Source organism: Pseudarthrobacter sp. BIM B-2242 (assembly GCF_014764445.1).
Classification (GTDB): Bacteria; Actinomycetota; Actinomycetes; order Actinomycetales; family Micrococcaceae; genus Arthrobacter; species Arthrobacter luteus_A.
The window spans coordinates 2,680,126-2,706,291 of record NZ_CP061721.1; the positions used below are offsets into that span (position 1 = coordinate 2,680,126).

The 26,166-nt window shown below is 64.6% G+C and carries 26 protein-coding genes, 1 other RNA gene and 1 riboswitch; of the genes, 16 read left to right on the forward strand and 11 right to left on the reverse strand.

Annotated elements, in window-relative coordinates; translation table 11 throughout:
- Positions 1-2: 2 nt before the first annotated feature.
- Entirely contained in the window at positions 3-1,085 is a 1,083-nt protein-coding gene (locus IDT60_RS12330) for a hemolysin family protein (RefSeq protein ID WP_164198970.1), read from the reverse strand.
- Entirely contained in the window at positions 1,082-2,416 is a 1,335-nt protein-coding gene (locus IDT60_RS12335; protein ID WP_191079282.1) for a hemolysin family protein, read from the reverse strand. The genes IDT60_RS12330 and IDT60_RS12335 overlap by 4 nt, the downstream gene beginning before the upstream one ends.
- Before the next feature lie 461 nt (positions 2,417-2,877).
- Here IDT60_RS12335 and IDT60_RS12340 point away from each other — a divergent pair, with 461 nt between their 5' ends.
- The 5 genes from IDT60_RS12340 (at position 2,878) to IDT60_RS23560 (ending at position 9,196) form a co-directional block, all read left to right on the forward strand.
- Complete coding sequence (locus IDT60_RS12340) at positions 2,878-6,675, forward strand: multifunctional oxoglutarate decarboxylase/oxoglutarate dehydrogenase thiamine pyrophosphate-binding subunit/dihydrolipoyllysine-residue succinyltransferase subunit (RefSeq protein WP_191079283.1); 3,798 nt, start codon at positions 2,878-2,880, stop codon at positions 6,673-6,675.
- Positions 6,676-6,795: 120 nt separating this feature from the next.
- The gene (locus IDT60_RS12345) at positions 6,796-7,395 is read left to right on the forward strand and encodes a GDSL-type esterase/lipase family protein (RefSeq protein WP_164198963.1); all 600 of its coding nucleotides are present in this window, start codon (positions 6,796-6,798) and stop codon (positions 7,393-7,395) included.
- 158 nt (positions 7,396-7,553) lie between these two features.
- Positions 7,554-8,396 carry a DUF4097 family beta strand repeat-containing protein gene (locus IDT60_RS12350; RefSeq protein WP_191079284.1) on the forward strand — a complete coding sequence of 281 codons (843 nt, stop codon included), beginning with the start codon at positions 7,554-7,556 and terminating at the stop codon, positions 8,394-8,396.
- Positions 8,396-9,010 carry a PadR family transcriptional regulator gene (locus IDT60_RS12355; RefSeq protein ID WP_191079285.1) on the forward strand — a complete coding sequence of 205 codons (615 nt, stop codon included), beginning with the start codon at positions 8,396-8,398 and terminating at the stop codon, positions 9,008-9,010. The genes IDT60_RS12350 and IDT60_RS12355 overlap by 1 nt, the downstream gene beginning before the upstream one ends.
- Before the next feature lie 111 nt (positions 9,011-9,121).
- Positions 9,122-9,196 (forward strand): 50S ribosomal protein bL37, encoded by a 75-nt coding sequence (locus IDT60_RS23560; protein WP_369299106.1) that lies wholly within the window; start codon positions 9,122-9,124, stop codon positions 9,194-9,196.
- 108 nt (positions 9,197-9,304) lie between these two features.
- Here the strand turns inward: IDT60_RS23560 and rsrA are convergent, their stop codons facing one another.
- Both rsrA and IDT60_RS12365 read right to left on the reverse strand, forming a co-directional pair.
- Complete coding sequence (gene rsrA / locus IDT60_RS12360) at positions 9,305-9,565, reverse strand: mycothiol system anti-sigma-R factor (protein WP_164198957.1); 261 nt, start codon at positions 9,563-9,565, stop codon at positions 9,305-9,307.
- Positions 9,562-10,419 (reverse strand): sigma-70 family RNA polymerase sigma factor, encoded by an 858-nt coding sequence (locus tag IDT60_RS12365; protein WP_370590750.1) that lies wholly within the window; start codon positions 10,417-10,419, stop codon positions 9,562-9,564. Before IDT60_RS12365 ends, rsrA begins: the two co-directional genes overlap by 4 nt.
- Positions 10,420-10,660: 241 nt before the next feature.
- On the opposite strand from IDT60_RS12365, the gene IDT60_RS12370 reads away from it, so the two are divergent.
- The 11 genes from IDT60_RS12370 to IDT60_RS12420 all read left to right on the forward strand — a co-directional run bounded on the left by IDT60_RS12370 (position 10,661) and on the right by IDT60_RS12420 (position 19,388).
- A complete protein-coding gene (locus IDT60_RS12370) occupies positions 10,661-11,194 on the forward strand; it encodes a DoxX family protein (RefSeq protein ID WP_191079286.1) in 534 nt (177 codons plus the stop codon).
- A 6-nt stretch (positions 11,195-11,200) separates the two neighbouring features.
- On the forward strand, positions 11,201-12,598 hold the full coding sequence (gene aroA, locus IDT60_RS12375) for a 3-phosphoshikimate 1-carboxyvinyltransferase (RefSeq protein WP_191079287.1): 1,398 nt from the start codon (positions 11,201-11,203) through the stop codon (positions 12,596-12,598).
- Positions 12,582-13,697, forward strand: coding sequence for a ribosome small subunit-dependent GTPase A (gene rsgA, locus IDT60_RS12380; RefSeq protein WP_191079288.1), 1,116 nt, complete (start codon positions 12,582-12,584; stop codon positions 13,695-13,697). The genes aroA and rsgA overlap by 17 nt, the downstream gene beginning before the upstream one ends.
- A gap of 54 nt (positions 13,698-13,751) precedes the next feature.
- Positions 13,752-14,564 carry a histidinol-phosphatase gene (gene hisN / locus IDT60_RS12385; RefSeq protein WP_191079289.1) on the forward strand — a complete coding sequence of 271 codons (813 nt, stop codon included), beginning with the start codon at positions 13,752-13,754 and terminating at the stop codon, positions 14,562-14,564.
- A gap of 159 nt (positions 14,565-14,723) precedes the next feature.
- A riboswitch (SAM riboswitch) is annotated at positions 14,724-14,837 on the forward strand.
- 35 nt (positions 14,838-14,872) lie between these two features.
- The gene (locus IDT60_RS12390) at positions 14,873-16,294 is read left to right on the forward strand and encodes an aminotransferase class V-fold PLP-dependent enzyme (RefSeq protein WP_191079290.1); all 1,422 of its coding nucleotides are present in this window, start codon (positions 14,873-14,875) and stop codon (positions 16,292-16,294) included.
- A gap of 114 nt (positions 16,295-16,408) precedes the next feature.
- Entirely contained in the window at positions 16,409-17,167 is a 759-nt protein-coding gene (locus tag IDT60_RS12395; RefSeq protein ID WP_191079291.1) for a class I SAM-dependent methyltransferase, read from the forward strand.
- A 31-nt stretch (positions 17,168-17,198) separates the two neighbouring features.
- Positions 17,199-17,912, forward strand: a complete 714-nt coding sequence (locus tag IDT60_RS12400) for a metal-dependent transcriptional regulator (RefSeq protein WP_191079292.1) — start codon at positions 17,199-17,201, stop codon at positions 17,910-17,912.
- Positions 17,913-17,930: 18 nt separating this feature from the next.
- Complete coding sequence (locus IDT60_RS12405; protein ID WP_191079293.1) at positions 17,931-18,329, forward strand: CrcB family protein; 399 nt, start codon at positions 17,931-17,933, stop codon at positions 18,327-18,329.
- Positions 18,330-18,357: 28 nt separating this feature from the next.
- Positions 18,358-18,729, forward strand: coding sequence for a fluoride efflux transporter CrcB (gene crcB / locus IDT60_RS12410; protein WP_191079294.1), 372 nt, complete (start codon positions 18,358-18,360; stop codon positions 18,727-18,729).
- 72 nt (positions 18,730-18,801) lie between these two features.
- Positions 18,802-19,170 (forward strand): hypothetical protein, encoded by a 369-nt coding sequence (locus tag IDT60_RS12415; RefSeq protein WP_164198937.1) that lies wholly within the window; start codon positions 18,802-18,804, stop codon positions 19,168-19,170.
- 80 nt (positions 19,171-19,250) lie between these two features.
- Positions 19,251-19,388 carry a hypothetical protein gene (locus IDT60_RS12420; protein WP_167525070.1) on the forward strand — a complete coding sequence of 46 codons (138 nt, stop codon included), beginning with the start codon at positions 19,251-19,253 and terminating at the stop codon, positions 19,386-19,388.
- Between the two features lie 3 nt (positions 19,389-19,391).
- On the opposite strand, the gene IDT60_RS12425 is transcribed toward IDT60_RS12420, so the two are convergent.
- From IDT60_RS12425 to prfB, 7 genes are all read right to left on the reverse strand, one after another.
- Positions 19,392-20,372 (reverse strand): S1C family serine protease, encoded by a 981-nt coding sequence (locus IDT60_RS12425; RefSeq protein WP_191079295.1) that lies wholly within the window; start codon positions 20,370-20,372, stop codon positions 19,392-19,394.
- A 254-nt stretch (positions 20,373-20,626) separates the two neighbouring features.
- Positions 20,627-20,995, reverse strand: a transfer-messenger RNA (tmRNA) gene (ssrA, locus tag IDT60_RS12430).
- Positions 20,996-21,091: 96 nt separating this feature from the next.
- Positions 21,092-21,565 (reverse strand): SsrA-binding protein SmpB, encoded by a 474-nt coding sequence (smpB, locus tag IDT60_RS12435; protein WP_191079296.1) that lies wholly within the window; start codon positions 21,563-21,565, stop codon positions 21,092-21,094.
- 87 nt (positions 21,566-21,652) lie between these two features.
- Positions 21,653-23,095: a M23 family metallopeptidase gene (locus IDT60_RS12440; RefSeq protein WP_191079297.1), complete on the reverse strand. Its 1,443-nt coding sequence runs from the start codon at positions 23,093-23,095 to the stop codon at positions 21,653-21,655.
- A gap of 27 nt (positions 23,096-23,122) precedes the next feature.
- Positions 23,123-24,037: a permease-like cell division protein FtsX gene (ftsX, locus tag IDT60_RS12445; RefSeq protein ID WP_164198929.1), complete on the reverse strand. Its 915-nt coding sequence runs from the start codon at positions 24,035-24,037 to the stop codon at positions 23,123-23,125.
- A complete protein-coding gene (gene ftsE, locus IDT60_RS12450) occupies positions 24,034-24,825 on the reverse strand; it encodes a cell division ATP-binding protein FtsE (protein WP_164198927.1) in 792 nt (263 codons plus the stop codon). Before ftsE ends, ftsX begins: the two co-directional genes overlap by 4 nt.
- A 179-nt stretch (positions 24,826-25,004) precedes the next feature.
- Positions 25,005-26,120 carry a peptide chain release factor 2 gene (gene prfB, locus IDT60_RS12455; RefSeq protein ID WP_164198925.1) on the reverse strand — a complete coding sequence of 372 codons (1,116 nt, stop codon included), beginning with the start codon at positions 26,118-26,120 and terminating at the stop codon, positions 25,005-25,007.
- Positions 26,121-26,166 lie beyond the last annotated feature (46 nt).

The following is a 26,166-nucleotide window of genomic DNA, read 5'->3' on the forward strand; positions in this document are numbered from 1 at the left end:
TGTCACCTCGCGGGGTGGTCGCCGTTGGGCTGGCCCAGCCGCCTGATGCCGGTGGCCTGCGTGGCATCCCGGATCTCTCCCACGAGCTGTTCGATCACGTCTTCCAGGAAGAGGATTCCATGGGTCTGGCCGTCCGGGCCGATGACGCGGGCCAGGTGTGACCCCGTGCGCTGCATGACCGACATAGCCGTTTCCACCTCGTCCCCGAGTGCCAGGTTGGCCAGCGAGCGGATCCGGCTCTCGGCAATCGGATGCTGGTAGTCCTCATCCGGAATGGAGAGCACATCCTTCACGTGCAGATAACCGGAAAGGACCCCGTCCTCGTCCACCATCGGGAACCGCGAGAAGCCCGTCCGGCTGACAGCCTTCTCAAACTCCACCGGTGTGGTGGCCTCCTTCAGCATGACCAGGTTCTCCACCGGCACCATGATGTCCTTCGCCGTATATTCGGAGAACTCCAGGGCACCGGTGATCAGCCCGGCGTCGTCATCCACCAGTCCGTGACGCGTGGACTCCTGCACGATCGACTGGACCTCTTCGAGCGTGAAGGACGAGTTCACCTCATCCTTGGGCTCGATCCGCAGGAGTTTGAGGATGTGGTTGGCGGACCAGTTCAGCGCAAAGATGACCGGGTTCACCAGCCGGGCAACAAACATCAGCGGCGGAGCGAGCAGCAACGCAGCTTTGTCCGCCACCGATACCGAGATGTTTTTCGGCACCATTTCGCCGAAGGTCACATGGAGGAAAGTCACCACCATCAGCGCAATGGCGAACGCCACCACGTCGGCGATCTCCACGGGCAGGCCCACGGCCTCCAGCGGAGCAGCCATCAGGTGGTGGATGGCGGGTTCGGCCACCTGCAGGATCAGCAGCGAACACACGGTAATGCCCAGCTGCGCACACGCGAGCATCAGGGAAACATTCTCCATGGCCCGAAGCGTGGTCTGCGCCCGTTTGGAACCGGCATCGGCCAGGGGCTCGATCTGGCTGCGCCGCGCTGACATCACCGCAAACTCGGCGCCGACAAAAAACGCGTTGCCCAGCAGGAGGACAACAAGCCAGGCTATGCCTGCCCAGTCACTCATGATGCGCTCCCGTCGTCGGTCCCGGAATCAGGCTCGTCAGCGGAGGGATGAAAGCAGATCCGCTCTATCCTTCGGCCGTCCATGCGGGTCACGCTCAGCATGCCACCGCCCACGGGGACGGTGTCCCCCACGGCCGCGATGCGGCCCAGTTCGCTCATGACGTAACCGCCCACCGTCTCATAAGCAGCCTCATCCGGGACGGTGAGCCCCGGGATCTGCTCAGACAGTTCGTCGGGCCGGAGCAGACCGGGGAAGTACCAGTCCCCTGACGCGCTCTGCAGCAGTCCCGGCCGGACCTTGTCGTGTTCGTCGGACACTTCGCCCACGATTTCCTCCACGAGGTCCTCCAGGGTGGTGATGCCGGCGGTTCCGCCGTACTCGTCAAGTACGACGGCGAGCTGCAGGTTTCCCTCCCGCAGTTCGGCCAGGAGCGCATCCAGGTGGATCGTTTCGGGCACCCTGAGGACATCGGTCATGATGGCACCGGCCTCCAGGTTGGCGCGCCGGTCCCACGGCACGGCCACTGCCTTCTTGACGTGGACCAGTCCCCTGATGTCATCGGCGGAGTCACCGATAACCGGGAACCGTGAGTACCCGGTCCGCCGTGCAGCGTCCAGGATGTCCGAAACCGGCTGGTCGGCGTCGATGGTTTCGACACGGATCCGCGGCGTCATAACATCCGCGGCCGTCCGGGCCGAGAAGTTCAGGGTGCGCGCCACAAAGTTGGCCGTCCCGGCGTCGAGCGTTCCCATGGCGGCGGAGCGCCGCACCAGGGAGGCCAGCTCGGCAGGCGTGCGGGCACCCGAGATCTCTTCCTTGGCCTCCAGCCCAAAGACGTTCAGGACCTTGTTGGAGAATCCGTTCAGAAGCACGATGGCGGGCTTGAAGATGGCCGTAAAAATCAGCTGCGGCCGCGCCAGCGCTTTACCCACCGGGAAGGACAGGGCGATGGCCATGTTTTTCGGCACAAGTTCGCCGAGAAGCATGGACAGCAAGGTAGCCAGCACCATGGCGATGACCAGGGACACGGATGCCGCCGCGACGTCGGGAATTCCGACGGCGGCCAGCGGGCCCTCGAGGAGGCGGCCCACCGAGGGTTCCATCACGTAGCCCGTGAGGAGTGTGGTCAGCGTGATGCCAAGCTGACAGCTCGAAAGCTGCGTTGACAGGGATTTCAGGCACTTGAGCAGCGGCACGGCACCGGCGTCACCGTTGTCGATGGCATTCTGGACCGTGGCCTGGTCAAGGGCGATCAGGGAAAATTCGACGGCCACAAAGAAACCGGTGCCGGCGATCAGCAGGAGGCCTGCCGCAAGGAGCAACCACTCCATTCAGCATCCCGCCTGAAGGTGGGGGGAAGCGGAGCGTATCCGGGGGAAACTGCCCGGCGGAGGATGGTCGGCCGAAGCCGACGCTGTTTCCATAAGGGCTCCGACGGAGTGAACCAAAGGAGAGTGATGGGCGCGTGTTCGGGGTTTGCCGGCTCTGCGGGTGGACTGGGCGAAGCTGTTGTTTTTGCTTCGCTGACAGCCCCCAGGCCGGCACCTAGATTTACTGTCCATAAGAAGGTCAGTCTACAGGAGCGGATTGCGCCTTCCGCGTCCCCCCAAAACGCCACATTTCGTGATCGCGGCGTCATTCCATGATTTGGGTCACCGTTATTGGCAGTTAACGCGGAATGCTCATTAGACTGGCAAAGGTCCGGGTTCAGGACGCAGAGACTGGTTCGATTGTTGTGCTACAGGCACCTTGGCGGCCAGAAAACCAAACTCATGGAAGAGGCGTAATTCAAGTGCCAGAGCAGCCTAGCCACCGTCTACCAGAGGAATTTGGCGGAAACGAGTGGCTCGTGGACGAACTGTACGAGCAGTACCAGAAGGACAAGAACACTGTGGACGCCAAGTGGTGGCCCCTGTTCGAATCCTTCGACTCGGGCAGCGAATCGTCTTCCAACGGGAGCACGGCTGCCGCCGCGGCCAATCCCGCCACACGTGAAATGCCTGCCGTAGCTCCGTCTGCGGCACCCGCTGCACCTGCCCCGGCATCGTCGCCGGCGGCACAGCCCGCAGCACCCGCAGCCGCCCCGGCAGCTGCCAAGAAAGCCCCCGCCACGGTTGCCCGCGATGGTGCGAAGAAGACCGACGCCGGCAGCACCACCCCGCCGATTCCCGCGCAGCTGCCCAAGAATGTCAAGGCCCCCACGGCCCCCGAGGAAGACGTCGTTTCTGTCCTCCGCGGACCGGCCAAGGCCATTGCCACCAACATGGTCACCAGCCTCGAGGTTCCCACCGCCACCAGCGTCCGGGCCATCCCGGCGAAGCTGCTGATCGACAACCGCGTTGTCATCAACTCGAATCTGGCCCGCGCACGCGGCGGCAAGGTCTCCTTCACGCACCTGATTGGCTACGCCGTCATCCGCGCGCTTGCCCAGTTCCCCTCCATGAACGTCTACTACGACGAAGTGGACGGCAAGCCTGTCGCCGTCCAGCCTGCGCATGTGAACTTCGGCATCGCCATCGACATGCCGAAGCCTGACGGCACCCGCCTGCTGATGGTGCCGAACATCAAGAAGGCGGAGACCCTCAACTTCTCCGAGTTCTGGCACACCTACGAGGACCTGATCAAGCGCGCCCGCGCCGGCAAGCTGACCGCTGACGACCACCAGGGCACCACCGTATCCCTGACCAACCCCGGCGGCATCGGCACCGTGCACTCCGTGCCGCGCCTCTCCAAGGGCCAGGCCGCCATCATCGGCGTCGGCGCTTTGGACTACCCGGCGGAGTTCCAGGGTGCGAGCGAAAAGATCATCGCGCACAACGCCATCAGCAAGGTCCTCACGCTCACTTCCACCTATGACCACCGCGTCATCCAGGGTGCCGGCAGCGGCGAGTTCCTGAAACTGGTCCACCAGCTGCTACTCGGCGCCCAGAACTTCTACGATGAGATCTTCGAGTCGCTGCGCATCCCGTACGAGCCCGTTCGCTGGAGCCCCGACCTGCAGGTCGATCCCGCTGACGAAATCAACAAGGTTGCCCGGATCCAGCAGCTGATCCACTCCTACCGCGTGCGCGGCCACCTGATGGCTGACACCGATCCGCTGGAGTACGTCCAGCGCAAGCACCCGGACCTTGATGTCCTGACCTACGGGCTGACGCTCTGGGACCTCGACCGCGAGTGGCCCACCGGCGGCTTCGGCGGCGCGCCCATGCTCAAGTTCCGCGACATCCTCGGCGTGCTCCGCGACGCTTACTGCCGCACCACGGGCATTGAATACATGCACATCCAGGAGCCGGAAGAGCGCAAGTGGTTCCAGGACCAGCTTGAGCACGAGTACTCCAAGCCCAGCCGCGAAGAGCAGCTGCGGATTGTGTCCAGGCTCAATGCCGCAGAAGCGTTCGAAACCTTCCTGCAGACGAAGTTCGTTGGCCAGAAGCGCTTCTCCCTCGAAGGCGGCGAATCCCTGATTCCGCTGCTGGATGCCATCATTTCCGACGCCGCCGACGACGGCCTGGATGAGGTTGCCATCGGCATGGCCCACCGTGGCCGCCTGAACGTGCTGACCAACATCGCCGGCAAGACCTACGCACAGGTGTTCCGCGAATTCGAAGGCACCCAGGATCCCCGCTCCGTGCAGGGGTCAGGCGACGTGAAGTACCACCTCGGTACCGAAGGCACCTTCACCTCCGAAAACGGCAACGAGACCAAGGTTTACCTGGCCGCCAACCCGTCCCACCTTGAAGCTGTGGACTCCGTGCTTGAGGGCATCGTCCGCGCCAAGCAGGACCGCCTGGACCAGGGCTCGGCCTTCCCGGTCCTGCCCATCATGGTCCACGGCGACGCTGCTTTCGCCGGCCAGGGCGTGGTTGCTGAAACCCTGAACCTGTCCCAGCTGCGCGGTTACCGCACCGGCGGCACCATCCACGTGGTAGTCAACAACCAGGTCGGCTTCACCACGGCCCCCTCATCCTCGCGCTCGTCCACCTACTCCACGGACGTCGCCAAGATGATCCAGGCTCCGGTGTTCCACGTGAACGGTGACGATCCCGAAGCCGTTGTCCGCATTGGCCAGCTCGCCTACGAGTTCCGCCAGCGCTTCCACAAGGACGTTGTGATCGACATGGTGTGCTACCGCCGCCGTGGCCACAACGAGGGCGATGACCCTTCGATGACGCAGCCCATGATGTACAACCTGATCGAAGCCAAGCGCTCCGTCCGCAAGCTGTACACCGAGGCCCTCATCGGCCGTGGCGATATCACCGAGGAAGAAGCAGAGCAGCTGCTCCGCGACTACCAGGAACGGCTGGAACGGGTCTTCGCCGAAACCCACGCCGCCCAGACCTCGCCCATCCCGATCATCACCGCGGACTCCGCTGCCGTCTCGGACATTGAGCGTCCTATCGCACAGCAGTCCGATGTTGGCACCAACGCCCCGGCGTCCACCGCCATCCCGGCGGAAATGCTGGCACGGATCGGCCAGGCGCACATCGAAATCCCCGAGGGCTTCACGGTCCACGGCAAGCTCAAGCAGCTGCTCGAGAAGCGCGAGCAGATGTCCCGCGAGGGCGGCATTGACTGGGGCTTTGGCGAAATCGCGGCCTTCGGCTCGCTGATCATGGAAGGCGTCCCCGTCCGGCTCGCCGGCCAGGACTCGCGCCGCGGCACGTTTGTGCAGCGCCACGCCGTGTTCCATGACCGCGCCAACGGCAACGAATGGCTGCCCCTGGGCAACCTCTCGGACAACCAGGCAAAGCTGTGGATCTACGATTCGCTGCTGTCCGAATACGCCGCCATGGGCTTCGAATACGGGTACTCCGTGGAGCGCCCCGATGCCCTGGTGCTGTGGGAAGCGCAGTTCGGTGACTTCGTCAACGGCGCGCAGACCATCATCGATGAGTTCATCTCCTCGGCCGAACAGAAGTGGGGCCAGCGCTCCTCCCTGGTCCTGATGCTGCCGCACGGCTACGAAGGCCAGGGCCCGGACCACTCCTCGGCCCGGATCGAGCGCTTCCTGCAGATGTGCGCCGAAGAGAACATGATCGTGGCCAACCCCACGACGGCCGCCTCGCACTTCCACCTGCTGCGCCGCCAGGCTTACAGCCGCCCGCGCAAGCCGCTGATCATCTTCACACCGAAGCAGCTGCTGCGCCTCAAGGCTGCGGCCTCGTCCGTGGAGGACTTCACCACCGGCGGCTTCCGGCCGGTCATCGGTGACCACGAGCAGCTCGCGGCAAACGCCGTCGAACGTGTCCTGCTGGTTTCCGGCCGCCTGTACTACGACCTTCTGTCAACCCGGCAGAAGACCGACGACAAGACCACCGCGATTGTCCGCGTGGAGCAGCTGTACCCGCTGCCGCACAAGGAAATCGCCGCGGAACTGGCGAAGTACCCCAACGCGGAGGTTGTCTGGGCACAGGACGAACCTGCCAACCAGGGACCGTGGCCGTTCATGGGCCTGAACCTTCCGGAGGCGCTGGACCGGCGCGTCCGCCTGGTCTCGCGTCCCGCATCGGCTTCAACGGCTGCCGGCTCCATGAAGCGGCATGCCAAAGAGAAGGACACGCTCCTGAAGCTGGCATTTGCACGGAAGTAATACCAGTGGCTGCCCGGCCGGACGTCGAAATACCAGACTCCGGCCGGGCAGTTCTGTTTAATGGGATGAACCATAGCCACGCCAATTGGCACCAGTTGGCACGGACGTTAAGAGGGACTTGTGGAAGACAGGAAGCTGCGGCTCGCAGCTGTTGGAGATGAACTGCTGGCCGGGCTGGGCGATCCCAGGGCACTCGGCTGGCTTGGCCGCGTCCTGGCCCGCACTCCGCAGGACGGCCTGGCCATGGAAAGTTATGCGCTTCCCTGTCCCCAGGAAGGAACCGAGGGACTCGCTGCCCGCTGGCTGGAAGAAGCAGGGCGCCGGTTCGGCGCCAACCACGAGAACCGCCTGGTGATCGGGCTGTCCGGCCGGGACATCGAATTCGGCCTCTCGACAGCCCGGAGCCGCCTGAACCTGGCCAACATCCTGGATACCGCCTCACAGAACCGGATCGAAGTCTTCGTGGTGGGGCCGCCTCCTACCCTTGACCCGGCCCAGAACAGGCGGCTCGCCGAGTTGAATACCGCCTTTGCCGACGTCACCACCCGGCGCAAGCACCTCTACGTGGACACGTTCTCCCCGCTCCTGAACCACGAACAGTGGAGGCAGGACCTCGCCGCGAACAGCGGCACTCCCGGTCAGGCCGGGTACGGGCTGATGGCCTGGCTGGTCCTGCACCGCGGCTGGTTCCAATGGTTGAAACTGGACGCCCCCGAGTAACGCGCTCCCCCTCGACGCTCTCTCACTTAATGCGGGTTTTTCCCAAACCCTCTCTCACTGCCCAACCGCTTTCCGGTTCGCGATATATCTTGACCGGTGCCGGGTCCCGTTGTATCTTGAAGTAGTCAGTCACGATATATCGCGGTCTTGGAGGATTCATGGCAGAGAACAGCTGGACCGTCACCGGTCCGCAAGTCATCGACGTCGACGGCGTCAGGTCACTGAAACTCGGCATGGTCCGCGGCAGGTTCGACGTTGTCACGCACGCGGACCCTGTGACCCGCGTGGAAATCAGCGAGGTTCATGGTGACCCTGTGGCCGTGTCCTTGACGGAGGGCAGGCTGGAGGTCCGCCATCAGCTCCACGGCCCGCAGGGCTGGTTCAAAAACCTGATGGGCACCGTCAACCACAACAGCAATAATTCTGCGGTCATCAGCATCGCGGTGCCGGCCGGCGTGGACGTGGAGGCGGGCACCGTCAGCGGTGACGGCCTGGTTTCCGGGATCAGCGGACACACCCGGCTCAACACGGTTTCCGGTTCCGTCATGGCCGACGGGACGGCCGGCGAGCTTCACGTCAACACCGTCAGCGGCGAGGTCATCGCCAGGAACCACGACGGCGTCCTGACCGCCAAGAGCGTCTCCGGTGAAGTTACGGCTTCCGGCCGGTTCAGCAACATCCGTGCCAACACCGTCAGCGGCGATATGAGCTTCGACCTGCTCAGCTTCACAAACGATTTCGGCGCCAACTCCGTCTCAGGCGACGTCACCATCAGGCTGCCGCACGACGTCGGCGTGGACATCGTGGCAAAATCTGCCAGCGGAGTGGTGGTGATCGACGACCACCAGTACTCCCAGCCCGGCGGCAAAGTGGAAACCATCGCCGGCCCCGACGGCAAGCTGATGCTGGTCCGCACCAACTCAGTTTCCGGCAAAACGTCCATCTTCCACGGCCTGCCGGCCCACAACGAGCGGGCCCAAGAACCGGAAGCAGGGGACTGATGCCCCCGGTATTCGCCCATGGCGCGCTGCGGCTGTACCTCCTGGCTCTGCTGGAATCCGGGCCGAAGCATGGCTACGAACTTATCAAGGCGCTCAGTGAGCGGTTTGGCGGCACGTACTCCCCCAGCGCCGGTACCATCTATCCCCGGCTGGGGAAGCTGGAAGAGGAAGGACTGGTGGCCACAGAGACGGAGGGCCGCCGCACCAACTACCGCATCACTGAAGCCGGGCTCGCGGAACTGAACAAGCGGCGGGACGAACTCGCCGGCGTCGAGAATGACATTTCCGCATCGGTCCGGCGGCTGGCGGACAACCTGCGTGCGGACATCCGCACCAACATGCGCGGACTGCGCGCGGATCTCGCCGCCACGGCCGAGGCGGCCCGCTCCACGGCCCGCGCCGCCGACTTCAGGAAGGCCGGAACCAAGCAGCCATCCGAAGGGGTTCGCGAACTCAAGGAAGCCGAAATGCTGCTCCAGGCGTTCCGGGACGATTTGCGTGTGGAACTTCGCCTCCAGGCCAGCCGGCAGCCGCTCAGTCCTGTCACCTTGGAAACCGTCAGGACGGTCCTTGACCAGGCGCGTATCTCCATCCGTAACTCCCTGCCGGGCTGAGCCGCAGGTCGGCGTTGTTTACGGGAGGCGTTTCGCGTTTCGCTGCGTGTCCCATGGTGTGGGAGACTTGAGGGCAGCTCTTTTGAGTACCAACATTTAAGGAGGCCAGCTATGAGCAAGCGTGCACGTAAACGTCGTGACCGTAAGCGTGGCGGCGCGAACCACGGGAAGCGCCCCAACACCTAAGCCAATGCTTGGAGTAACGGTTTAAGCGAAGGACCCCGGCAGCCACCTGGCTGCCGGGGTCCTTCGTCTATGCCTGCAGTGCCAAAGCCTGCTGCAGGATGCCTGCGCTCAGGCGTCCACGGGCCGGATAGCGTGGATCCGGTCCAGAATGGCGTTTTTCAGGTTATCCGGCGCGGCCTCTGTGCAGGAGCGCTTGACCACTTTGCGGATGACGCACTCCAAGTCGTATTGCTCGGTGCATTCCGGGCAGTCATCGAGGTGGTGCTTGATTTCCGCAATGTCCTCGCGGGTCAGGGCTCCGTCGAGATACTCGTAGATGCGTTGCATCCGGGTGTCATCGCAGTCGCCCAATCCTTGGCAGTCGCTCATTTCCTGTTCTCCTGTTTTTTGTCCGCGGCCGTGTCCTGTGAATCGACGGCGCCTTTGAATCCTCGTTCGGCGGCGTAATCCGCCAGCAGGTCCCGCAACATTTTCCGGCCGCGGTGGAGCCGGGACATCACGGTGCCGATGGGCGTGTTCATGATGTCTGAAATTTCCTTGTACGCGAAGCCCTCTACGTCGGCAAAGTACACCGCCAGGCGGAACTCCTCGGGGATGGCCTGAAGTGCGCGCTTGACGTCGGAGTCGGGCAGATGGTCCAGCGCCTCAGCTTCGGCCGAGCGCAGGCCACGGGACGTGTGCGATTCCGCCCTCGCCAGTTGCCAGTCCTCGATGGTGTCCGAGTTGGACTGCAACGGCTCCCGCTGCCGTTTCCGGTAGAGATTGATGTACGTGTTGGTCAGGATCCGGTAGAGCCAGGCTTTGAGGTTGGTGCCGGGCTTGTACTGATGGAACGCCGAGAATGCCTTGGTGTACGCCTCCTGCACCAGGTCCTCCGCGTCAGCCGGGTTCCGCGCCATACGCATGGCGGCGGAGTAAAGCTGGTCCACGTACTGCATGGCGTCCCGTTCAAAGCGGATGCGCCGTTCTTCGGCCGACTCAGTGGCGATATCAACGGCCTGCTCGGTTGAACCGGATTCTGCCGCCGGAGACCCGGGCGCTGGTTCGTCAGGTACGGGCACCGGGGCGTCGGGCTGCACGTCACTGGGTTTGGCGCCGCGTCGCGAGGCCTCATACATGGCCTCAAGGGCCGGATCCACGGTACTCATTGCGCCCAAGTCTACTGTGACGGCTTTGGCACGCGGCGTTCCATACTCCGGAGGATCGGTTTCCAGAGCCTGCATTACCAAGGGCCCGGTTCTTTCCTGCCCGTCCTTCAACAACCTCAAGCGCGACTCCACTCTCATCAAGACCAACACGAATCAGGTCAGCACGTGCCAGGCAAAATCCAACAAGCTACGGCTACGGCCGTCCCGGGGACCTGAAATCGATAACCCTGAGCGGCAGGCAAATATTCCCCAAAAGTGCAAGACTAGAACGGACTCCGCCGCACCCGACGCGGTTCGTCCACCCAGGAGGAAATTCATGTCCTTTGTCCGCACCCTCGCCCGGCCCATGCTGGCTTCCAGTTTCGTCATCGCAGGATTGGATAAGCTCAAGAACGCAGACGACACCGCCACGCAGCTCTCACCGCTGCTGCAGAAGGCCGCTGCATCGCTGCCGTTCCAGGCGGACGAGAAAATGCTGGCGCGGGTGATCGGCGGCACGCAGGTGGGTGCCGGCCTTCTGTTCGGCCTGGGCAAGTTCAGCCGCCTCTCCGCCACCCTGCTGACTGTCATTTCGCTGCTGAACACTTTTGTGGAATGGCGCAGCGCGGACATCAGCACCAAGGAAGGCCGCGAAGCGCGCCGCAACCAGCTCCTCAAGAACGTTTCGCTGAGCGGCGGCGCCCTGCTTGCGTCCGTGGACACCGCCGGTAAGCCGGGCCTCGCCTGGCGCGCCGAGCACATCGCTGCCGACGCGCGGAAAACTGCTGCGGTGGCCCGGAAGACCACCGGCAAGAAGATTCACGAGGCAGACAAGGCCGTACGCCGCGCCGTGCACGCAACGGGGGCGTAAGGACGAATGACCGGTTCCACCCTGCCCGCAGCTGATCCGCAACCTTCCACTGAAACAGTTCCGAACTGGCCTGCCCCGTTTGCTGGCCGTCCGATCAACGCCACTGTCACGGTGCCTGGTTCGAAGTCGCTGACCAACAGGTTCCTGGTGCTGGCCGCGCTGGCCGACGGACCTTCGCGGCTGCGGGCGCCGCTGCATTCCCGCGACTCCGCCCTGATGATCGAAGCGCTCCGCAACTTGGGCGCCACCATTACCGAGGTGCCGGGTGACGGGGCGTTCGGGCCGGACCTTGAGGTGACGCCCCTGAGCCAGGCGGCGCCGTCGTCACGGACGCACATTGACTGCGGCCTGGCTGGAACAGTGATGCGTTTCGTGCCGCCGCTTGCGGCGCTGCGGAAGGGTGCCGGCGTTTTCGACGGCGACCCGCACGCGCGCAAGCGTCCCATGGGCCCCATCATTGAGGCGCTTCAGGGGCTCGGCGTGCACGTGACAGCGGGCGACGGCGGCACCCCCTCCGCACTGCCGTTCACCGTTGAGGGCACAGGGGAAGTCCGGGGCGGCCACCTGGTGATTGACGCCAGCGCATCATCACAGTTCGTTTCTGCCCTCCTTCTGGTGGGTGCGCGGTTCACCGAAGGGCTGCACCTGGAGCACGCGGGTGACACGGTGCCCAGCCTGGACCACATCAACATGACGGTGGCGGTCCTGCGCGGCGCGGGTGTGTCGGTGGACGATTCCGTCCCCAACCACTGGATGGTGTCCCCCGGACCCATCCGTGCCTTTGACCAGCGGATAGAACAGGACCTCTCCAACGCGGGTCCGTTCCTGGCCGCGGCTTTGGCCACACGGGGTACTGTGAGGATCCCGAACTGGCCCACAGGAACTACCCAGGTCGGGGATCTCTGGCGCAGCATCCTGGCGGACATGGGCGCGACCGTCAGCCTGACTGACGGCGTACTGACAGTGACAGGCGGCCCTGAGATCAAGGGCGCTGATTTTCACGAGACCAGCGAGCTCGCGCCCACGCTGGCGGCCCTTTGTGCCTTGGCCAGCGGACCATCCCGGCTGACCGGCATCGCCCATCTGCGCGGCCACGAGACGGACCGGCTGGCAGCCCTGGTCACCGAAATCAACCGGCTCGGCGGCGACGCCGAGGAAACCAGCGATGGACTGGTGATCCGCCCGGCCACGCTGCGTGCCGGCGTCGTACACACGTACGCGGACCACCGGATGGCCACAGCCGGAGCCATCCTGGGCCTGGCCGTGCCGGGCATCGAAGTGCAGGACATCGCCACCACCGCCAAGACCATGCCGGAGTTCCCGCAGATGTGGGCCGACATGCTGGCGCAGGGCAACGCGTCCGGTGACGGAGCGGAAGGTTTCAGCGGTGGCCCGCAGCACTGATTCCTGGGACGAATCCGACGTCCGGATCCGGCCCAGCAAAAAGGGTTCAAGGCCCCGCACCAAAGACCGCCCCAGCCACGACGACGCCGTCACGGGCCGCATCATTACCGTGGACCGGGGCCGTTACACCGCCGTCGTGGGCGAGGACTCGGGCGATGAGCGGATCATCATCGCAGCGCGGGCCCGGGAACTGCGCCGGTCCCCCGTGGTGGCCGGCGACTTCGTGTCCCTGGTGGGGGACGTCTCCGGCGAGCCCGACACCCTGGCCCGGCTGGTCCGGATCCAGGACCGCCGCACGTTGCTGCGGCGCAGCGCCGATGACACGGATCCGATCGAGCGTGCGGTGGTGGCCAACGCCGATCAGCTGGTTGTGGTGGTGGCCGCCGCGAACCCGGAGCCGCGCACCGGGTTTATCGACCGCGCCCTGGTGGCCGCGTACGACGCCGGCATTGAGCCGCTGCTGCTCGTCACCAAAGCGGACGTCAAGGATCCCGCCGAACTGTTGTCCAACTATGAGCACCTGGACTTCCCGGTAATCATCAGCCGCACGTCGGACTCCGCGGCCTCGGGCATCGATGCCCGCTCCGATGACGGCCTCTCGGCCCGCCTGAACAGTGATGCAGTTTCGCAGCTCCGCGCGTACCTCGAGGGCAAGGTGTCGGTCATGCTGGGCCATTCCGGCGTGGGCAAGTCCACCATGGTCAACGCACTTACCGGCGCCGAACGGGCGACCGGTGGCGTGAACGCGGTGACCGGCCGCGGCCGCCACACATCGTCGTCGGCCCTTGCCCTGAAACTGACGGGCGCGCCTGCGGGCAGCTGGATCATCGACACCCCAGGCATCCGTTCGTTCGGCTTGGCGCACGTGGACCCGGACCGGATCCTGCGGTCCTTCCCGGACCTGGAACCGGGCACGGATGCCTGCGAGCGGGGCTGCAAACACAACGCCGCCGCCGTCAACTGCGGGCTGGACTCGTGGGTGGCCGAGGGGAAGGCCGGTCCCACCGGACCGGCCCGTCTTACGTCCCTGCGGCGGCTGCTGGGCTCGGACCCGCGGCTGGAAGGCCAGGAAACCAAGGAACTGGGCAGCATCAGCTAGCGCCAGGAAGCTGACCTCCCCAACCACGCCGCCGTTAGACGGTAGTTTGGAACCATGATCCAATCCGCTTCGAGCTACAACGATGACCTCCGCCTGGCCCATGTGCTGGCTGATTCCGTGGATGACCAGACCATGAGCCGCTTCAAGGCGCTGGACCTGCACATCGAAACCAAGCCGGACCTGACGCCAGTCACTGATGCGGACAAGTCGGCCGAGGAGGCCATTCGCGGCCAGCTGTCCCGTTCCCGTCCCCGGGACGCCGTGCTCGGTGAGGAATTCGGCAGCTCCGGACACGGATCACGCCGGTGGATCATTGATCCGATCGACGGCACCAAGAACTTTGTCCGGGGCGTCCCCGTGTGGGCTACCCTGATCGCCCTCGTGGACGAGGGTGAACCCGTCGTCGGGGTGGTCAGTGCACCCGCGCTGGGCAAACGCTGGTGGGCCGCAAAGGGTGCGGGCGCGTATATGGGCCGGTCCCTCGCCGCTGCAACCCGACTTCGTGTCTCGAACGTGTCCAACCTTGCCGACGCCTCGCTGTCCTACTCGAGCCTGGGCGGCTGGAAGGAACGCGGCAACCTTGACGAATTCCTGGGCCTGACCGAGGACGTCTGGCGCACCCGTGCGTATGGCGATTTCTGGTCCTACTGCATGGTGGCGGAGGGCTCGGTGGATATCGCCTGCGAGCCGGAGCTGAACCTGTACGACATGGCGGCCTTGGTGCCCATTGTGGTGGAGGCCGGCGGCCGCTTCACCTCGCTGGAGGGGCAGGACGGCCCGTTCGGCGGCAACGCGCTTGCCACGAACTCGATCCTGCACTCCGAGGTCCTCAAACGGCTTAACCCGAGCCTGGACGATCTGTTGTAGGCAAGGAATTGCGAATTATCGACGGCGGGTACCTCCTTTTGGGGGTGCCCGCCGCTTGCATCTTCGGCTAATCCGCCAATTCCGGAATGCGCGTAACAAAGTACTTAACATTGGGCTGGGCTTTTCGACGGCGGCGGCGATGTCCTACGCTCTTTAACAGGTCACGAGTGCCAGCGCTAAACCCCGGTTTGCTGGCCGGCAACCCTCCATTCGCGGCGGGGTGCCCCGGGTGACGACCAGGCCGGTCCGGAACGGACCCGGCAAGCGCGGATTCCCGGTATCGGGAGTCCTTTTCAAGTGAGGTCTCCGTGACAACTGCCACCGTCTCCCCCGCCATCCAGAACACCACCAGCGCAGCCATTTCCAGCGAGCTGGCCGCCATTGCGGGACGCCCCCTTTCCGCCGTCACCGGCGCCGAAATCCAGGCCCCGCTGATCCAGGGCGGCCACGTCCGCTACGCCAACCTGGACTACGGTGCATCTGCCCCCGCCCTTTCGGTGGTCTCGGCCTACCTCAACGAGATCCTGCCGTTCTACGCCAGCGTTCACCGCGGGGCCGGCTACGCATCGCAGATCAGCACGTCGGTGTATGAAAACGCCCGCAACATCGTCCGGGATTTTGTGGGCGGCCGCTCCGACGATTCTGTCATCTTCACCCGGAACACCACAGATTCGCTGAACCTGCTCGCCGGGTGCCTGCCGCACACGGAGGGACGCCCCGCCGGCGACGTCCTCTACCTCGATATCGAGCACCACGCCAACCTCCTGCCGTGGCAGGGAGTACCGCACCGCAGCGTTGTAGCGGCACCCACCATCGCGGGGACCGTCGAGGCGCTCCGTACCGAACTGCAGCAGGGCCAGGTCAGCCTGCTCGCTGTCACGGGCGCCTCCAACGTCACCGGCGAAATCCTGCCCGTCCGCACCCTCGCCGCCCTGGCGCACGAGTACGGTGCGCGCATCGTGGTGGATGCGGCGCAGCTCGCACCGCACCGGCGCATCAATATCAGTGCCGACGACGTGGACTACCTCGCCTTCTCCGGCCACAAGCTCTACGCGCCGTTCGGTGCGGGCGTCCTGGTGGGCCGCACCGACTGGCTCGACGCCGGCACCCCGCACCTGGCAGGCGGCGGCGCCGTCCGTGAGGCAAGGCTCGACGGCGTCAGCTGGGCCACCGGCCCGGCCCGCCACGAGGGCGGCTCCCCCAACGTCCTGGGTGCGGCCACGCTGGCCCGCGCCACGCAGGTCATCGCGTCGCTGGACCAGGACCGCTGGCACGCCCATGAGGCGGGCATCCGGTCCTACCTGGTGGACGGGCTGCAAAAGATCGACGGTGTGACGGTCCACCAGATCTTCTCGGACACCGACCCCGGCACCGGCACCATCGGCGTGGTGAACTTCTCGGTGGCCGGTTACGACGCCGGACTGGTTGCCGCGTATCTGTCGGCCGAGCACGGCGTGGGCCTGCGGGACGGCCGCTTCTGCGCGCACCCGCTGCTGAAGCGCCTCGGCCTGCCGTCCGGTTCGCTGCGCGCCAGCTTCGGTGTGGGCTCCCGGCTGGAGGATGCCCAGCGGCTCCTCGCCGGCCTGGAACAGCTCCGCCGCACGGGCCTGGGCTGGGACTATGTGGTGGATTCGGGCCGCTGGGTTCCGGCCAACGACACCCGTGTATACCCCCACTGGGCTCCCAACACGCCCGGCACCGCCGGCGCGGCCCCTTGCCTGGACGACTGAGCGTTTGCGGACTGAGTTGTTCCCGGGGTGAGTGCTCCGGCCCCTGACTGGTGCTGCCCCGCCATGCGGTAAATTCGAAGGAAACCCATGGTGATCAGTTGAAGGAGGCCTCACGTGGCACGGGGTGGCCCCAGGCTTGACCACGGACGCCGCCTGGAGCTCGCACAGAGCTTCCAGGACGGCGGCGAACACTACCAGCGCGTCCGTCCCGGCTACCCTGCCGATTCAGCGGACTGGCTGGTCCCGTCAGGCGCGCGTGATGCCGTTGATGTGGGAGCAGGAACCGGCAAGTTCGCCGCCCTCCTGCTGGAGCGGGGCCTGAGCGTTGCAGCCGTGGATCCCTCCGCCGATATGCTCGAACAGCTCCGCGCGCATTATCCGGAGATCGCGGCAACTCCGGGAACCGCAGAGGCGACCGGCCTGCCTGACTCAGCGTTCGACGTCGTCAGCGTTGCCCAGGCCTGGCACTGGTGCGATCCGCTGCCAGCCAGCACGGAACTTGCACGTATCCTCAGGCCGGGCGGAACCTTGGGACTGATCTGGAACCAGCTGGATACGTCAGTGCCGTGGGTGCACAGGTTGTCGCGCATCATGCATGCAGGAGACGTCTACAAGCCGGGCTTCCGGCCGGTGGTGGGCCTGGAATTCGACGGCCTCGAAAGCCACATGACCCGTTGGGAGGACAGCCTCAGCACAGCGGACATCGTTGAGCTGACCAAGTCGCGCAGCTACTATCTGCGGGCAGGCGAGGCCACCCGGAACAAGGTGCTGGCCAACCTCGACTGGTACCTGCACGAGCACCTGGGACATAACGCCCAGGACCTCATCGCCCTGCCGTACCTGACCCTGACGTGGCGGGCACGCAAAGCGTGAGTGCTGGAGGCCAACGGGTAGGCTTGGAACCGTGAAGACCAGCGCACCCTCTTCCTCCATCGAGGACTACGTCAAGGTCATCTACGGCTTCACGGAGTGGCAGGACAAACCCATCACGTCCTCGCAGCTGGCCCAGCGCCTCGGCGTGGCAAACTCCTCGGTCTCGGAAATGGTCCGCAAGCTCAAAGACCAGGGCCTGGTGGACCACAAACCCTACAGCGCCATCACTCTCACGGCTTCAGGCATCAGGCTGGCGTTGTCCATGGTCCGCCGCCACCGCCTCATTGAGACCTACCTCGTCCAGGAACTCGGCTACAGCTGGGATGAGGTCCATGATGAAGCCGAGCATCTTGAGCATGCGGTGTCGGACACCTTTATTGAGCGCATGGCGGCGAAACTGGGAAACCCGAAGCGCGACCCCCACGGGGATCCGATTCCGACGGCGGACGGGGCAGTCCTGATGCCCGAGGCGCAGCTGCTGGGCGAACTGGACACCGGGCACACGGGCCGGATCACCAGGATCAGCGATGAGAACCCGGACCTGCTCCGGTATCTCGCCGCCGAGGAAATCGATCTCGACGCCGATGTGGAGGTTGTGGGCCGCAAACCATTCGGCGGCGCATTGGTGGTACGGATCAGCAGCGCAGGCAGGACGAGGGACTACGATCTCGCCGATGAAATCACCGCTGCCCTCTGGGTCCACAGCGACCGGCCCCACGCCGGCTGCACCATCGGTGACAGCTGAGTGAAGCAGGCTGGCGCCATGCCGGGCTGGCGTGCCTGGCTCGCCGTGGCAGTAGGCGGGTTTGCCGGGACCGAACTCCGCTACGGCCTGGGGCTCGCCTTCCCTGACCTTCCGGGAGCCGTCCCCTGGACCACGTTGGGCATCAACGTTGCCGGAAGTTTTGTCCTGGCCACCCTCACCACGTTGTGGATCGCCCGCCCACACACTTCCTTCTGGCTTCGTGCCGGGCTGGGGCCAGGGCTGCTGGGATCCTTCACGACGTTCTCGGCCGTAGTTTTTTCGATCGACCAGCTGGCGCGTGCCGGCGAGCATCCGGCGTGGCTTGCCTACCTGGGGTTGTCCCTGCTGCTCGGCCTGGGTGCCGCGGCCGGTGGCTGGCGGACGGGCCGGCGTGTGGCTGACCGGGTGGCGTCGTGACGGGCGTGCTGGTGACGGGGGCGATACGGTGATTGGCGCGCTCCTGGTGGGAGTATTCGGTGTGGCGGGCGCCCTGGTGCGTTTCGCCGTCGACAGCTGGTTCGCGCACCGTACGCAACGGCGGCACTGGCCGTGGGCCACGCTGCTGGTCAACGTCACGGGCTGCCTCATCATCGGGCTCTCCATCGGCATCACCGGAAGGATGGGCATGGCACCCGAGTGGCAGACCGCCGTCGCGACGGGGCTTGCCGGCGGGCTGACCACGTTCAGTTCCTGGACGACCGCCACGGTCCGCCTCCTGAGCGAGGCGCGGTTCGGTTCCGCCGCCCTCAACGTCGGCGTCAACCTGGCGGCAGGTTTCGCTGCGGCAGCTCTCGGCATGGCCATGGCCGCCGCGTAAGCCCGGTCACTTCCCCGGAGCGCCGTGGTTTCGGCCCTGCCGGTTTGGTCCCGTCCCGTATCGTTGACTCTGATGATTAGCAGACGTGACGCGGCAATTGCCCTTGATGTACCGATGGAAATGGCCCAGCGCCACGGCATTCCCAAACGCCTGTCCGAGGCCGAGCTGGGCGAAATCCTGGACAACCCGCCGGCCTGGCTTATCCAGTCGCGGGCCAACCGCACCGGCAAGCGGCCCGTCTGGGTCCACCTGGAGTGCGCCGTCTGCGGCTATGAAGAAGCGGCGCGTCCCAAAAAATGGTGGCCTGACTTCACGTACGTCGTGTGCGAACATCACTCCCCTGCTGAGGTGCCGCGGCTCCAGACGGGCTTCATCAGGAGCGAGTTCGACGGTGTCGGGACCCGCTTTGTGGGCATCGCCGACGTTCCAGCACCGGCCTGATTCCGGGCATTTCATTCAGGTTGGATCAGGCGTATTTTACGAAGTGGGACCATTCGGTCCCGCGTTGTAAGGAGCACGCCATGCCGGATAAAACACCACACCAGCAGCTGAACAAAAAGCCTGTTAAGACCATCAAGGAAAAACGCGCCGAGAAAAAGGCGAAGAACCCGGTCGAAGGCGCACAGGATCCGGTGGCGCACCTGAAGAAGCGCCGGTAGCAATTATCCGGTTGCTGCCATTTCTTCCGGTACGGCCACAAGGTCCAGTTCTTTGCCGTCCCTCAGCACCCGGACCGGCAGCGGCTGCCCGATCGCGTCGGCGAACAGCAGCTTCTGCAGGCTTTCCGCGTTGCTGACGGGGCGGCTTCCTGCTGTCAGGATGAAGTCGCCCGCCTGCAGGCCGGCGCGGTCTGCGGGCGATCCGGCCAGCACCTCCACTACGCGGAGTCCGTCCCGCTGTCCGGTCCGGATCACTGCGCTGGCGCTGAGCCTGCTCGGGGTGCTGACAACACCGAGGTAGGCCCGCCTGACGCGGCCGTCCTTCAACAGCGCCGAAATGATCCGCCGGGTGGTGGTGTTGATGGGTACCGCCAGTCCCAGCCCGGCGCCGGCCACAGCGGTGTTGATCCCCACGATCCTTCCGTGCGAATCGGCGAGGGCCCCGCCGGAGCTTCCGGAATTGAGGGCCGCATCGGTCTGGATGACGTCCTCAATCACGCGCCGGTTGCTGCCCTGCCACACAGGAATGGCGCGGCCCAGGCCGCTGACCACTCCGGCTGTGACTGATCCGGCCAGCCCGAGGGGATTGCCCACCGCGATGACCAGCTGTCCCACGCGCAGAGTTTCGGCGTCGCCGAACTGGGCCGGCGCTACTTTAGGTGCCCGGCCGCGGACCACGGCAAGATCGGACAGCGGATCCGTCCCCACCAGTTCAAGGTCGGTGCGGCTGCCATCGGCGAACGCGGCATGGCCCTGGCGCGTGCCTGCCACCACGTGCGAATTCGTGAGCAGGTAGCCGTCTTCGGTAAACAGCACCGCCGAGCCTGCGCCCACGCGGAACCGGCCGTTCCGCCCTTTCCCGGTCATTTCAATGGCCGCGACGTGCGGAGTAACTGTCTCAGCCACGCGCATGACTGTGGCCGAATACGCATCCAGCGCATCGTCGTCGGACTCTTCTGCATGGGCTTCGCGGGCCGGGTCCATGGCGCACCTCCTGGCTGCCTGTGTTGACTCCGGCTTCCAGTCTTCAGCGCTGCGCCGGATACTATTGGGGACAACCACGACGTCACCGCGGGTAGTCCCGCGCCGGCTACGCCGTCGGTGAACAGGTTCCGGCTGTGCGGGCACGGCGGGGACGGGTTGGAGCTGTGGCCCTCGGCTGTTCCAAACAGCTTTTAACGCCAAAAGACCCGGACGCAGGGTCCGGGTCTTTTGGCAATGTCTTGCGACATTTCAAAATGTGGAGATGGGGGGAATTGAACCCCCGTCCGATGTCGTGTTGTCAGGGCTTCTCCGGGCGCAGTTTGCGTCGGATTTTCTCGGCCCCGGCCATGCTGCAAACAGCTGGCCGATCCGGGCCCAGTCATCTAAGAGTCCCGCTCACCCCGATGACGGGGGTAAGCAGCAGTGGCTATCTAAATGACGCCAGGTTCCGGGGCAATAGCAACCTCGGGCTGACGGACTGTCTTACTGCTTAGGCAGCAAGAGCAAAGTCATCGCGTTTTGAATTGGCGATTATTTTTTTGCAGACAGCGTTTACGAGATAATTCTGCATCCTCGGCCCGCTTCACCTGTCGCGACTAACATCGTCGAAACCGATCATCCCCGTATTTTGTTATCAAACCGGCTGAGCAGTGCAAGCACTTACCCTGCCGGACTACTAATCATAACGCATCCCTGCCGGAAATCATTCCTTCGGGGCTCTACCTGCGGCGGTTGCGTTCCCGCATGGCGCGCTGGGCTTCGCGGGTGTCCTGCTGCTCGCGCAAGGTCTGGCGCTTATCGTATTCGCGTTTACCGCGGGCGACGCCGATCTCCACCTTGGCGCGGCCGTCGACAAAGTACAGCTGGAGCGGAACGATGGTGAAGCCCGATTCCCTGATCTTGTGCGAGATCTTGGTGAGCTCCTCGCGGTGCAGCAGGAGCTTGCGGCGGCGGCGGGCGGCGTGGTTCGTCCAGCTTCCCTGGTTGTACTCCGGGATGTGGATGCCCTCCATCCACAACTCGTCGTTGTAAAAGGTGCAGAAGCCGTCAACCATGGACGCGTGCCCCTCGCGAAGGGACTTCACCTCGGTGCCCATCAGGGCAATGCCGGCCTCGTAAGTGTCCAGCACGAGGTAGTCATGCCGGGCCTTGCGGTTGGTGGCCACCACTTTACGGCCACTTTCTTTGGGCACGGTGGAACTCCTCAGTTCTTGGATCCTGGTTGGCTCCGGCCGGTCCGGCGCGGAGTCATACCAGTGTACGGCAGGCGGGGCCCGACGCTAGAGCAGACGCATCGGGTCAACGGCAGCGCCGTTGAGCCAGGTTTCAAAGTGTGCGTGGCAGCCCGTGGAGTTGCCGGTGTTGCCTGAGTAGGCGATGAGCTGGCCCTGCGAGACCTGCTGGCCGTTGGAGACAACCACGCTGCTGTTGTGATAAACGATCGTGGTCAACGAGTTGCCCTGCACCACACCATGGGAGATCTTGACCCGCCAACCGCCGCCGTCTGCGGAACTCCAGCCTGAGGAGAAGACCTCGCCGGCTGCCGCGGCATATACCGGTGTTCCACAGGCTGCGCCAAAGTCGATACCAGTGTGGACGTAGCCACCCTGGCCGTAGAAATCGATAGTGCCCGGCGGCGTTGAACGCCAGCCAAAGCCGGAGGTGATGGGAACGTCACCGGAGAAAGGGTGCCGCAAGCCAAAGGCCGACGGCGATCCGGTCACCGGTGCGTACGGCGCCTGCGGTGGCGGGGCCTGCCCTTGCGCGGCGGCCCGGGCTGCCGCGGCCGCAGCAGCGGCCTCGGCAAGCCGGCGCTGCTCAGCTTCCCAGGCTTCACGGAGCCGGCGGTCACGTTCGGCGATCTCGTTGGCCACAGCGTTCTGGCTGGCCTCCACGGCAGCCATTTGGCTCTGGATGCCGGGCTTTGCGGCCTGCAGTTCGGCGTCAAGGCGGGTGGTGTCGGCGATCAGCTGATCAACCTGTGCCTTCTTCGCTTCAGCTTCGTCCCGGGCTGCCTTTTCCCGTTCGAGGGCGGCGTCGGCTTTGGCCTTGAGTTCCTTGATCTCACCTTCGACGGCTTCAAGCCGTGCCTGGGAATTGACGTTGGTGGCACTTTGCTGGGACAGCTTGTCCATGGCGGCGTTCTGACTGCGCATGGCCTGGTCCGCGAGGTCCATTGTTTCCGTGAGGCTGCTGCCGGTGTTGGCACCGAAGAACAGTGTCAGGTTCGAGGGTACGCCGCCTGACTTATAGGCCTGGGTGGCGATCTGGCCGATCAGCTTTTTGGTGTCGGTGATCTTTTGCTTGTCGGCTTCGAGTTGCTGGGTGATTTTGGCTTTGTTCTGCTGCGCCAGATCAACCCGCGCTGTCAGGGCCTCTACTTCCTTGACCGCACTGGCCACGCGTCCCTGGGCTTCCAGGAGTGCTTGCTGTGCACCGGGAAGCTGGCCTTGGTAGATCACCAGGTCACCGGCTGCTTTCGCGATGCGGGAATCCACGAACTCAAGGGACTGCTGCACCCGCGCTGCCTCCGCTTCGAGGGCTGCGCGCTTGTCGTCGAGCTCATCGGCGTACGCTACCGGGGCGGACGCGCCCAGGCTTGCGGCCAGGACGAGCGCCAGGACGCAGCTGAGAACGCCGGTTCGGCGGCGTGCCGGTGTGAGCCGTGCAGATGCCGGTCTTTCGGCCCGGTGACGGGGCGCAGTTCGGTGCAGTACGTTCATGAGGATTCCTTGTTCGGTTTGCACAGCCTAGACCTTCAAATATCTGCGTAAGGTCAAGAGCGACGAAATTCCTGCCAAAGATGCGCCAAGGATTAGCAAAGCAGGCGTCAGGATAAGCGTCTGGCCGGGCGAGATGAACGCCGTGTCCGGATACTGCTTGGAGAGATACTCGCCCAGGAAAAAGTGCGCCACGGCCCACAGGGTTCCCGAGGCCAGTGCCGCGCCGATCACAGCGGCGATTACGCCTTCGAGGATGAACGGCAGCTGGATGACCATCTTCGAAGCGCCCACCAGGCGCATGATGCCCGTCTCGCGGCGCCGGCTGAACGCCGACAACCGGATGGTGGTAGCGATCAGGAGGATGGCGCAGACGATCATGACACCGGCGATGCTGACCGCCACGAGGGAGGCGGCGTTCATGGCAGAGAACAGCCGTTCCAGCAGCTGGCGCTGGTCGATGACCGTTTCGACGCCGGGCTGGGACGAGAATGTCTCGCTGATGATCTGGTACTTCTCCGGATCCTTCATGTTGATCCGGAAGGAGGCGGGAAGCTGGTCCGGCGTGACTGAATCGACGATGGGAGAGTTCGAGAATTGATCCTTGAAGTGGTTGTAGGCCTCTTCCTTGGACTCAAACTGGAAATCGTTCACATACTGGGCCACCGCGGGTGACTCCAGCAGGGACTGCAGGTTGTCCTGCTGCTCCGGGGTGACGGGCCCCGTGGCGCAGCCTGCCGCCGTCGAACCGTCACTGCAGAGGAAGATGGCGACCTGGACTTTGTCGTACCAGTACCCCTTCATCTGGTTGATCTGAAGTTGGAGCATGCCGGCAGCGCCAACAAACGTCAGGGACACGAAGGTGACCAGGATGACCGAAACCACCATGGAGACGTTGCGGCGCAGGCCGCTGCCAATCTCCCCGAGGATAAACGCGAGCCTCATCGCTGTCCCTCCCCGGTGCCGGGCTGGCGGTCCCCCGGTGTGGGCGGTTCCTCGTCCCGGCCGCTGGCGTCCTTGAGCCGCCGGGACTGGCCGACGACCGGAATCATCGAGGTGTAGAGCGCCTTGGCTTCGTCGCGAATGACGATGCCGTTCTTGAGTTCCACGACGCGTTTGCGCATCTCGTTGACGATGTCGTCGTCGTGCGTGGCCATGACCACAGTGGTGCCGTTCTGGTTGATCTTGTCCAGCACGCCCATGATGCCCATCGAGGTGGTGGGGTCAAGGTTGCCGGTCGGTTCGTCGGCGAGGAGGATGCCGGGGCGGTTGACCACGGCGCGGGCAATGGCCACACGCTGCTGCTCGCCGCCGGAAAGTTCGTGCGGAAGCCGGTTTTCTTTGCCTTCCAGACCCACCGTCTTCAGTACTTCGGGCACTGTGTCACGGATGACGCTGCGGCTCTTACCGATGACCTGCATGGCAAAGGCAACGTTGGCGAACACATTCTTCTGCGGAAGGAGCCGGAAGTCCTGGAACACTACGCCGATCCCGCGGCGCAGCCTGGGCACGCGCCAGCTGGAGATCTTGGCAACGTTCTGGCCCGCAACGTAGACGGCGCCCGAGGAGGCACGGTCTTCCTTGAGAACCAGGCGGAGGAACGTGGACTTTCCGGATCCGGAAGCGCCCACGAGAAAGGCGAATTCACCACGGTCAATTTCGAGGCTGATATCGTCCAGCGCCGGCCTGGCCGTCTGGTCATAGACCTTGGTGACATTTTCGAATCGGATCATGGCCCTAATTACCCTGCAGGGCACTACTGATGCAGCCCAGATCTGCAGCCGGCGCGCGGGCATTCGTGTGAGGGAATTTTGAGCCCCGGCTCCTCGACTATACGCAGTCTCTTAGCCGGGTTTCGGGGGTTGGAGGGGTGTGTCGCGGGATCCCGCCGGACGGGCAGACTGCGGCGGTGTTATTTCGCCGCGTTGCGGTTGTCAGTGCGCCAACGAATCCCGGCATCGATGAAGTCGTCGATCTCGCCGTCGAACACGGCCGACGTGTTGCCGACTTCGTGTTCCGTGCGGAGGTCCTTGACCATCTGGTACGGGTTGAGGACGTAGGAGCGCATCTGGTCGCCCCAGGAGGCCTTGACATCGCCGGCGAAGGCCTTCTTTTCGGCGTCCTCCTGCTCCTTCTTCAGCAGGAGGAGGCGGGACTGCAGCACGCGCATGGCGGCGGCCCGGTTCTGAAGCTGCGATTTCTCGTTCTGCATGGACACTACGGTGCCGGTGGGGATGTGTGTGAGGCGCACGGCGGAGTCGGTGGTGTTAACTGACTGTCCGCCGGGGCCGGACGAGCGGAACACGTCAACGCGAATCTCGTTGTCGGGAATGTCGATGGAGTCCGTGGACTCGATGAGCGGGATGACCTCGACGGCGGCGAAGGACGTCTGGCGGCGGCCCTGGTTGTCGAAGGGGCTGATCCGCACCAGCCGGTGAGTTCCTGCTTCGACGCTCAGTGTGCCGAATGCGTACGGAGCCTTTACCTCGAACGTTGCGGACTTCAGCCCCGCCTCTTCGGCGTAGGACGTGTCCATCACTGTGGTGGGGTAGCCGTGGCGTTCGGCCCAGCGAAGGTACATGCGCATCAGCATCTCGGCGAAGTCTGCGGCATCCACGCCGCCGGCTCCGGCTCGGATGGACACCACCGCCTCGCGTTCGTCGTACTCGCCGGAAAGCAGTGTGACCACTTCCAGCTCCTTCAGGGACTTCCGGATGGACTCCAGTTCCGCGGCCGCCTCGCCCATGGAGTCGGCGTCATCCTCATCCTGGCCGAGTTCCACCAGGACTTCGAGGTCGTCGATCCGTGACACCAGCTTGTTCAGCCGCTCCAGCTCGGACTGGCGGTGGGAGAGCCGGGAGGTGATCTTCTGGGCCGCAGCGGGGTCGTCCCACAGGTCCGGCTCGCCCGCGCGCTCGCTCAGTTCGGCGATGTCTTCCTTCAACGCCTCAACATCGCTGACGCGCTCGATGGAGTGGTACGTGGCGCGAAGGGCGCGGATTTCTGCGGAAAAATCAATATTGGCCATGGTTGTTTAAGCCTACGCTATCCGGCCGGAGGCCCGGACTCGGGTT